This window comes from Pseudoflavonifractor phocaeensis, from assembly GCF_016901735.1.
Lineage (GTDB): Bacteria > Bacillota > Clostridia > Oscillospirales > Oscillospiraceae > Pseudoflavonifractor_A.
Map to the genome: position 1 here is coordinate 20,350 of NZ_JACLZC010000037.1, position 8,039 is coordinate 28,388.

General features: G+C 65.7%; 11 protein-coding genes. All 11 read right to left on the reverse strand.

Annotated features, from left to right (window positions below):
• Nucleotides 1-8: 8 nt before the first annotated feature.
• The gene (locus H7U37_RS09195) at nt 9-1,046 is read right to left on the reverse strand and encodes a phage tail sheath C-terminal domain-containing protein (protein WP_204875319.1); all 1,038 of its coding nucleotides are present in this window, start codon (nt 1,044-1,046) and stop codon (nt 9-11) included.
• The gene (locus tag H7U37_RS09200) at nt 1,043-1,546 is read right to left on the reverse strand and encodes a hypothetical protein (protein ID WP_204875320.1); all 504 of its coding nucleotides are present in this window, start codon (nt 1,544-1,546) and stop codon (nt 1,043-1,045) included. Before H7U37_RS09200 ends, H7U37_RS09195 begins: the two co-directional genes overlap by 4 nt.
• Entirely contained in the window at nt 1,543-1,866 is a 324-nt protein-coding gene (locus H7U37_RS09205; RefSeq protein WP_204875321.1) for a hypothetical protein, read from the reverse strand. The genes H7U37_RS09200 and H7U37_RS09205 overlap by 4 nt, the downstream gene beginning before the upstream one ends.
• Entirely contained in the window at nt 1,863-2,204 is a 342-nt protein-coding gene (locus tag H7U37_RS09210) for a hypothetical protein (protein WP_204875322.1), read from the reverse strand. Before H7U37_RS09210 ends, H7U37_RS09205 begins: the two co-directional genes overlap by 4 nt.
• Nucleotide 2,205: 1 nt before the next feature.
• Nucleotides 2,206-3,240 carry a phage major capsid protein gene (locus H7U37_RS09215; RefSeq protein ID WP_204875324.1) on the reverse strand — a complete coding sequence of 345 codons (1,035 nt, stop codon included), beginning with the start codon at nt 3,238-3,240 and terminating at the stop codon, nt 2,206-2,208.
• A gap of 31 nt (nt 3,241-3,271) precedes the next feature.
• Nucleotides 3,272-3,616, reverse strand: coding sequence for a hypothetical protein (locus tag H7U37_RS09220; protein WP_204875326.1), 345 nt, complete (start codon nt 3,614-3,616; stop codon nt 3,272-3,274).
• Nucleotides 3,617-3,642: 26 nt separating this feature from the next.
• Nucleotides 3,643-4,569, reverse strand: coding sequence for a hypothetical protein (locus H7U37_RS09225; RefSeq protein WP_204875328.1), 927 nt, complete (start codon nt 4,567-4,569; stop codon nt 3,643-3,645).
• 18 nt (nt 4,570-4,587) lie between these two features.
• Entirely contained in the window at nt 4,588-5,745 is a 1,158-nt protein-coding gene (locus tag H7U37_RS09230; protein ID WP_204875330.1) for a phage portal family protein, read from the reverse strand.
• 16 nt (nt 5,746-5,761) lie between these two features.
• Nucleotides 5,762-7,015 carry a PBSX family phage terminase large subunit gene (locus H7U37_RS09235; RefSeq protein WP_204875332.1) on the reverse strand — a complete coding sequence of 418 codons (1,254 nt, stop codon included), beginning with the start codon at nt 7,013-7,015 and terminating at the stop codon, nt 5,762-5,764.
• Entirely contained in the window at nt 7,012-7,314 is a 303-nt protein-coding gene (locus H7U37_RS09240; protein ID WP_204875334.1) for an XRE family transcriptional regulator, read from the reverse strand. Before H7U37_RS09240 ends, H7U37_RS09235 begins: the two co-directional genes overlap by 4 nt.
• 394 nt (nt 7,315-7,708) lie before the next feature.
• On the reverse strand, nt 7,709-8,039 hold a 331-nt coding region (locus tag H7U37_RS09245; protein WP_477742897.1), incomplete at its 5' end, for a 4-(cytidine 5'-diphospho)-2-C-methyl-D-erythritol kinase.

Genomic DNA, 8,039 nt, shown 5'->3' on the forward strand with positions numbered 1-8,039 from the left:
CCTTGCAATTATACGGTAATGTGGGCCGTCAGCCAGATCTGGTTGAGGCCGTGGGCCACGGTAAAGGAGAACTCCACCTGACAGACGGTGGGGTCCTCGGCATCCGCGGTAACACTGAGTCCGTCATAGCCGGTGATGATCTCCCGGCTGAGCTTGTTTTCCAGCTCCAGCACCACCTGGGAACGGATGGCGCCTCTAGTCTGTTCGGTATTTTTGGCCCGCCGGAAGCGTGCGCGGAGGGAATCCCGAAGGGTGGGGATCACGTCGTCCACGATCCGGATGGTGGTCAACTCCCGCCAGGTGGTATCCTGGACCTGGCCGGTCTTGGTGCGGGTGGTGATCCCCCGGACCACGGAGAGGGTGCCCGCAGACTCCTCCAGGGGGGTGACGCCGCCCCGGACCAGCACGTCGATTTCCTCGTCGGTGTAGACCGTCTCCAGTCCGTTCAGTCCGGTGAGAACGGCCCCGCCCAGGGGGACGGCGGGGTCGGTTTCGGCGGCGATGCGTCCGGCCAGCGCCGCGGCCACCCGTCCGGCGGCTCCCTGGGTCTCGGCGGGGGCGGCCAGCACCACCCGCTCGGAGTTGACCGATCCGGCCAGCTGGGCCAGCTCGGCAGCGGTCTTACCGGCGGGGGCCTCCACCACGGCGATGCGCTCCCGCCGGAGCTGGGAGGCGGCGCTCACGCTGTCCCGCAGGTCCTGCCAGACCGAAAGGTCGGTGCTGTCGCACACCTGGACCCGGACGTCCTCCACCGCGGCCAGCAGGGCGAAGGCGCCGGTATAGTCGTCATCCTCCACCGGCACGGCGCACACCGCGCCGGCGCCGTTTTGAAAGAGGAGCTTTACCAGCTCCGTCATGGCGTCCTCCCCGCCGAAAGCGGACTGGGCCTCCTGATAGCTGCTCAGGCGGTAGAGGGTGCCGGGGCTGCCGCCGGTACTCTGGGCGGCCAGGCCCACGGTCTGGCTGCCGCCGCTGCTCCGCACCAGGGTGGAGGCGTCGTAGGTGGAATAGACGCCGGGGCGCTCGTGGTTGGTCACGGAACTCATGTCAACATCTCTCCCTTCACGTCAAAATCGGAAAAGCAGGTCTGGGTCTCCTGGCCCTCTTCCGCCCACAAGAGGGTGGCATAGACCGCCTGGGCCGGGCACCGGTAGCGTCTGACCTGCCGGTCGAAGGCGGTCTCTCCGCAGGAGACGCTCTGAAGACGCAGGCCGTCGGGCCCGCCCTGGTGGAGGGTGTCCACCAGCCGGTCAAAGGCGGCGCGGACCGCCTCCTCTCCGCCGGATTCAGCGGAGGCGTAGAGATCCAGGCCGAAGGTGAGGCGCACTCTGCGTCCGTATCGCTCCACCCATGCCCCCGCCTTTTCGTCCCACAGCTCGCCCAGGTAATCCCGAAAACCCGCGGGGCCGCTCTCGCAGGCCCGGAGGGAGACCACCGCCACCGTCTCCCGCCGGCTGTCCTGCTGAGGAAAGGCGCACAGGGCATTGATCCCCCGGGACAAAAGGTAATCCCGCAGGGCCTCCCGCAGTCCGTTCAAACCCGTCATACCGCCGCCTCCGGCCGCAGAACGGCCCACCAGTGGCTGAGGGTGGACGCGATGTAAATGGGCTGAGCCTGGCAGACCGCATAGTCCTGTTCCCGGCAGCGCACCCGCGCTCCCCCTTCCAGCGGCTTGTCCGGAGGTCCCAGATAGAGGAATGCGTCCTCCCGCTCCAGTCCCTGGGGCTGAGGGAGGTTCTGCCGGTCGTCCTGCCGCAGGATGGGCTGAACGATGGCCACGGCGGTCTCTTCCGTGCCGTCCGTCCGGCGGAGGGTCACGGTCTGTCCGCACCGTCGGAGGACGGTCTGTACGGCGGCGCAATTCATCCCATCACCCCCCGAAAGGCAAAGCCGTCGTCCCTCAGGTAGGGGCGCATCAGGTCCTGGGCCATCCGCCAAAAAGTCTGGCGGTCCTGTCCGTCGGTCTCCACGGTGAGGTCGCCGGCGGAAAAGCGGCGGACGGTCTGTCCGCCCTCCAGCCCGGCCAGGGTCAGCCAGGCGGCGGCAGTACAAAAGGCGGTGCGGCAGTGGTCCGGGGTCACGCCGGCCCGGAGCCGGCCGGCCAGCTGGGCGCAGGCGGCCCGGGCCAGGATGGTTAAATGCGCCGTCTCCTCCACCTGTCCCATGGTCTTGGCCAAAAGCACGGTTTCCTCCACCAGTTCCATTTTAATCCTCCAGCTGAAGGACCTTGGCCGCGCCGGTGAAGAGCTTGGCAAAGCCGGAGATGCTGGTGATGGCGGCCCGTTCCAGCTGGCGGTCGATGAGCTTGTCATACTCCACCAAAATCTCGCTGCCCTTGACCATTTCCAGGGCGTACCGCTTATCCAGACCGATGAGGGTACCGCCGGCCAGGGCGGAGGTGCGCAGGAGCTTGGCGCCCAGAGGGGTGGCCAGGCGTCCGGTGCCCTGGAAGTTGAGGCCGGTGAGGGGGTCCTGGAACTCGGGCATTTTGAGGAGGGCCCGCATGACGTCCCCCGACACCAGGAGGGTATTCATCTCATAGGGGTGGAACTGGGCCCAGAAGTCCACCAGATCGTCGTAGGCCAGGGCGCCGGCGGTGCCGCCGATGGGGTCCTCTCCCACGGTGAACCGGTCGGCGGGGTTCTGGTTGCCGTCGCCGTTGATGAGCACGTCGATGGCGTCCTCCAGGTGCATGCGGTTGATGTGGGCGCCGATCTGGCGGAGGGTAACCGAGAAGAGGTCCAGCTTCTGATAGCGGATGGCCTCATAGGAGGCCACCAGCATCCGGCCCCGCTTGTGGAGTCGGACCAGGTTTTCCTGGGTTTTCACCTCGGTCTGGGGGAGGACGGCGCCCTCGGCCACATGGCGCAGGCGTTTTTGGTCGTCGTCGGGGACGGAGGTGATGGAGCGGTAGTCCAGGCCGTCGAAGCGGGTGACGGCGGCGGTGATATGGGGGATAAGGTCGCTCTCGTCCATGCCCTGGCGGACGGAGCGGGCCACATATTCGGGGAAGAGGACGGCGGACTGGGCGGTGGAGAAGAACTTTTCCACCACGTCGGAGCCCTCGCCCCGCACCTTGATGTCAAAGCGCTTGAGCTGGCGCTGATAGGCGTCCAGCCCCTCCAGGTCGGTGCCCTTGTAGCGCTCAGAGGGGTCCTCCCGCTCCAGCACCTGGGTAAAGGTCCGTCCGGCCTCGTTGTACATCCCCTTTTCCAGTCTGAGGGTGTCGTAATAAGCCATTGCGCAAACTCCTTTCACACGGTTGCAAAGCTCACAGCAGGATCACGGCGGAGCCGTTTTCGCTGTCGGCGCTGACCACCAGGTAGTCGGTGCCGGCGGTGGAATCGACCTTCATTCCGCCGGAGCCATTGGCGGAGAGCTTGGTCCACCCCACCTTGGAGACGCCGGAGGCGGCCACGGTGACAAAGCCCGCCACCTGAACGGCGGCGCAGCCGTCCCGCACCACCACCGCCATACCGGCGATGTGGTCCCCGGCGGCGCAGGGCTCCACCGCGCCGTCGGCGCTGACCTTGACCACCTGCCCCATTTTCACCGTCTCGCCGCACTGGAAGGTGGCCAGCACCTGGCCGATCCCCTCAAAGGAAATCGCTTTCATGTGTATTCCTCCTTATGCTCTATTTGTCAGATCCGAAATACCTCGTCGCCCGTTCCTCCTTCCGTCCCCTCCTGCCAGAGCTGGGGCGCAGCGGGACAGAGGGCGTCGGCCTGGCGCTGCCACACCTTGCGCAGGGTCTCCAGATCGCCGGCGTCCAGTCCCTCCGCGATGGTGCGCAGCAGCGCGGGCCGGAGCTGGGGCTGGACCAGTGCGCCCAGCCGCACCACATCCGCCCGGAGGCCGGCCAGGTAGCGCCTCCCGGCCCGGGCCTCTTTGGCCAGGAGGTCCAGCGCCTGGCGATATTCGGGGCGGCTTTGGCCCAGGTCCTCCAGGCCGGCGGCGTCCAGACTTTTGATGACGCCTGCGCCGGGCTGGGCGGGGACGGCCACAAAGGACCACTCGTAGGCGTCGGTGGCCTGGCGGAGATCGGCCCAGCAGAGCTTACCGTCGTAGGTTTTCCCCTTGACGTGGGTGCAGCGGCTCCGGTCCTGGAGCTCACAGCCGCAGATGGAGCACACCGTCTTTGCCACGCTGCACCCCACCGAGACCTCCTTTTTGATGCCCCCTTCGATCTGGGCGATGAGGTCGGCGTTCTCGCCGGTGCGCAGCATATAGGCCCAGGCCTTCAGATAGCAGTAGGGCTCGCCGGTCTGGCTGGGCTGTCCGGGGTCCTCCACCACCTGGGTGCGGTAGATGCGTCCCACCTGCTCATGGGCGCTCCACTTGTGGTCAAAAATGCCGCACTTGCCCACGAACAGGGGGGCCAGCTCCTCCAGGGTCTCCCTGGGGAAGCGTTCCAGCTCCCGGTCCACCTGGTTATCGCACAGCCGCAGGCAAAAGGCATAGACCTCCTCGGCCCGGAGGCTGGTGCCGTTGAGGGCGTTGATCTCCTCCAGCTCCTGCCGGGCGGGCAGACCGGCCAGGGCCGCGCCCGCTTCTTTGATGCGTCGCATATCCTTCCTCCTTTTCGGTTAAGATTGTGCCATGTTTTGACGGATCTGGTCGGCCTGGGCCCGATAGAGGGCGGCTCTGGCCTCCTCCACCAGATCCTGCAGGCTGATGTCCTCCCACACCACCTCCACCCACTGGTCAAAGCCGTGGAGGCGGAGCCACCACTCGCAGATCCGCTCCACCACCGGCTCCAGGCTGCGGCGGAGGGCTGCCAGCTCGCTGGTGAGCATATCGGCCTGCTGGGTGCTCATCCGCTCGGTAGAGGACCAGGTGAGGCCCAGCAGGAAGGGGGGCACGCCGGTGCGGGCCACCAGCTGCTCCAGAATCTGGCGCACCGGCACCTCGCTGTCCAAAATCTGGTTGTCCGCGCCGATGACCTTGATGTCCACATCCCCCACCGCCACGAAATCCCGGACGCTGCCCGCTTTGCCGGCCTGCATGGCGGCGGACCACTCTTTTGCGATTTGCTGGCTGCGCTCCTGGGCGTAAGCCCGGTCCAGGCTGTCGCCCGGCTTGTAGACCACGGCAAAGCGGACGTTGCCCATCCGCTCCCAGTTGAGTCCCATGGCCTGATAGATTTTCAGGAGGATACCGGTGAGAAAGGGCATACTGCGCAGGAGGGAGACGCCGTAGGGGCTGCCGCTCTCGGGCTGGAAGGGGGTAAAGAGGAGCAGATCCTGTCTGGGGAGGGGCTCCACCATGCCGTCGGCTTTCCGGAGGCAGAGGGCGAATTCCAGGGGGGAGGCCCCCTCTTTGATCTCCAGGCTGGCGGGATCGCCGCAGAGGAGGGCCGCCACGTCCCGGTGGTCGGGGGAGAGGACGATCTCCCCCACCGCCCGCCCGCAGGTGAGCATGGCGTCCAGGTAGCCATCCAGGAAGGACTGGAGCCCTCTCTGGCCTCTGCCGGTATTGACGGTACGGATAAAGTGCTCCAATCCGGCCTGTGCGCCTTGGTCCAGGGTTTTGACATGGACGCCGCCGGCCAGACGGATGAGCTTCAGGATGGCGGCGTCCACCATGGGGACAGCCTCCCGGATGCTGCGGTAGAGGGCGATCTCCCCATTGCGGAGGGGGACATAGCCGTCCAGCGCGCCGAAGGGGTGGCGCTGGGTATCGCGCAGCTGGGCCTGGACGGCGGTGGGATTTTTGTGCTGTTTGTCTCTGTGAAACCAGCCCAAAGGAAAACCTCCTTTTTCAAAAGATACGGCGTTCCACCGCCTCCACGCCGAAGGGGAGGGCCTCTCTGGCGGCCACGGTGGCGGCGAAGTAGCGGATATCATCCATGGCGTGGTCGTGCTCCTTGCGCACCTTATCTCCCTTTGCCTTTGGGTCCCAGCAGTAGAGGGAGAACTCCCGGATGCTGTCGGCGCAGTCCCGGCAGATGACCAGCTTTTCCTCCCGCAGGAGGCGGGCGGTGGTGCGGATACCGGAGAGGACGTCGTTTTCGGCCTGGACCACCCGCCACCCCTCCCGCAGGAGGGTCTGGATAAAGCTGGCGGCGGAGGGGTCCACCACCACCAGCTCCACGGGGCGGCCGCCGGCCAGGCGGCGCAGGTCCCGGGCGTATTCGCTGTCGGTTTTCTGTCTCCCCTCCCGTTTGGAGTCGTAATAAAACTCCTTTACCCGGTACCATCGTCCGTTCTGCCGGCCCCAGAGGCCGAAGGAGGCGGGATTGACGGTGCCGTAGTCGCAGGAGACGCACCAGCGGTCCATGGGTCCCTGGGGCGGGGGCTGTACCCAGGAGGCGTCAAAGAAGTCGTACACCCTGCCCTCGGCGGCCACCCACTCGCCCAGGACGAAGCGGCGGTAAAAGGTACCGCTGTAACTGCGGGCATAGCGGGCGATGATCTCCGGCGTCAGGGCGGGGTTATCCTCCATGGTAAAGTGGAGGTAGAGGGCCCGATGAGCCTCCTGCCGCTGGACCCATTCTTTATAAAACCAGTGCTCGGGCCCCTCCGGATTGCAGGAGAACCAAAGGCGGCTGCCGGAAACGGAGCAGCGGGCCACGGCCTGCTCCACAAAGGAGCGGGGCATCAGGGCCACCTCGTCCAGGAGGACGCCGGCCAGGGTAATCCCCTGGATGAGTGCGGCGGATCCCTCGTCTCTGCCGCCGAAGAGGTAAAAGGTATTTTCCCACCGCCCAAAGGAGACGGTAATCAGGTTGCGGCTCACCTTTTCGGCGCACCGGAAGCCCAGCGCCCCCAGAGCGGGGAGCAATTCGCGGATGAGGTTGCGCCGCAGGGAGAGGACGGTTTTGCCGCACAGGCCGAAGGCCCGGCCGTGGAAGCGGGCCATGGCCCAGCAAAAAAAGGAGAGGCCGGTACACAGGGTCTTGCCGGAGCGGACCGCGCCGTCACAGATGATGGCCTCCCGGTCCCGCCAGGGGGAGCTTTCACACCACCAGGTCAGGACGGTCCGCTGTTTGGGGGAAAAGGGCAGGAATTTCATTGGGGCTGTCCGCTCCCTTCCAGGGCCTGGAGGAAGCTGGCGGCGGGCCCATCCGGGTCGCCGGTCAGTTCCAGGGCTTTTTCGGCCAGCCGGAGCCGGTCCACCAGTCGGACCTCCACCACCCCCTTGTCGCTCCTGCGGAATTCCTCCAGCAGCGTCAGGTCCAAATGGTCGATCAGCTCCAGCTGCTGAAGCGTGGGGCTGAGGAAGGCCAGCTTGACGGCGTCATTGGGCTTGCTTCTGGCCAGCCGTTTGAGCATCGCCTGTACGATCTCCGCCCCAGTCTGTTCTTTACCCATGCTTGTCTCACCTCCCGTGCGCCTTCATTCCTGTCTGTCCCGTGGAGAAAAGTTGCACGTTTGCGTGCAACAAAAAATAAAAAAATCCGCCGACGCTCAAAAAGAGCGCCGGCGGCAGGCCGTCAGAACGTCAAAGACTGCGGAAAAGCAAAAGGCCCTCGGCAGAGTTTTGCCGTCCGCAGGCGGCAAAACAAAATAAAAGTCCGTTTTTTCCGGCGACATGTGCGTCGGAAAAAACACTGCTCAGCCCGCAAGCGTGCGCGCTCCGCGCGTGCGTCGCGGCGGGCTGCAACCCCTCCAAAAAATGCGGGCATTTTTTGGAGGCGTGTCGAGATTTCTCGACACGCCAATCCGCCGGCGCTCAAAAAGAGCGCCGGCGGACATGCTCGCTGGCTTACAGTGTATGGGTGAGGAAGGTCTCGGGATAGCGGACACGAAGTTCCTCCCAGGCGTGTTCCGCCTTCTCCTTTTGGGCGAAGAGGCCGAACACCGCCGAGCCGGTGCCGCTCATGCAGGCGCCCAGGGCGCCGTGCTGGATGAGGGTATTTTTGATGGCGGCGATTTCGGCCTGCTGCTGGCGGGGGAGGACGTCCTCAAAGACATTGTACATCCGCCGGGCCACACCGCCCAGATCCTGCTGCTCCAAAGCGGACAGCATCCCCTTCAAATCGGGGCGGCGCACCACCTTCACGCTGTCGATGCGCTTGAAGAGGGCGGGGGTGGAG

Excerpts from the sequence above, each read along its gene's own strand:
- H7U37_RS09195 (WP_204875319.1), bottom strand. The coding sequence starts at position 1,046 with ATGAGTTCCGTGACCAACCACGAGCGCCCCGGCGTCTATTCCACCTAC.
- H7U37_RS09200 (WP_204875320.1), bottom strand. The coding sequence starts at position 1,546 with ATGACGGGTTTGAACGGACTGCGGGAGGCCCTGCGGGATTACCTTTTG.
- H7U37_RS09205 (WP_204875321.1), bottom strand. The coding sequence starts at position 1,866 with ATGAATTGCGCCGCCGTACAGACCGTCCTCCGACGGTGCGGACAGACC.
- H7U37_RS09210 (WP_204875322.1), bottom strand. The coding sequence starts at position 2,204 with ATGGAACTGGTGGAGGAAACCGTGCTTTTGGCCAAGACCATGGGACAG.
- H7U37_RS09215 (WP_204875324.1), bottom strand. The coding sequence starts at position 3,240 with ATGGCTTATTACGACACCCTCAGACTGGAAAAGGGGATGTACAACGAG.
- H7U37_RS09220 (WP_204875326.1), bottom strand. The coding sequence starts at position 3,616 with ATGAAAGCGATTTCCTTTGAGGGGATCGGCCAGGTGCTGGCCACCTTC.
- H7U37_RS09225 (WP_204875328.1), bottom strand. The coding sequence starts at position 4,569 with ATGCGACGCATCAAAGAAGCGGGCGCGGCCCTGGCCGGTCTGCCCGCC.
- H7U37_RS09235 (WP_204875332.1), bottom strand. The coding sequence starts at position 7,015 with ATGAAATTCCTGCCCTTTTCCCCCAAACAGCGGACCGTCCTGACCTGG.
- H7U37_RS09240 (WP_204875334.1), bottom strand. The coding sequence starts at position 7,314 with ATGGGTAAAGAACAGACTGGGGCGGAGATCGTACAGGCGATGCTCAAA.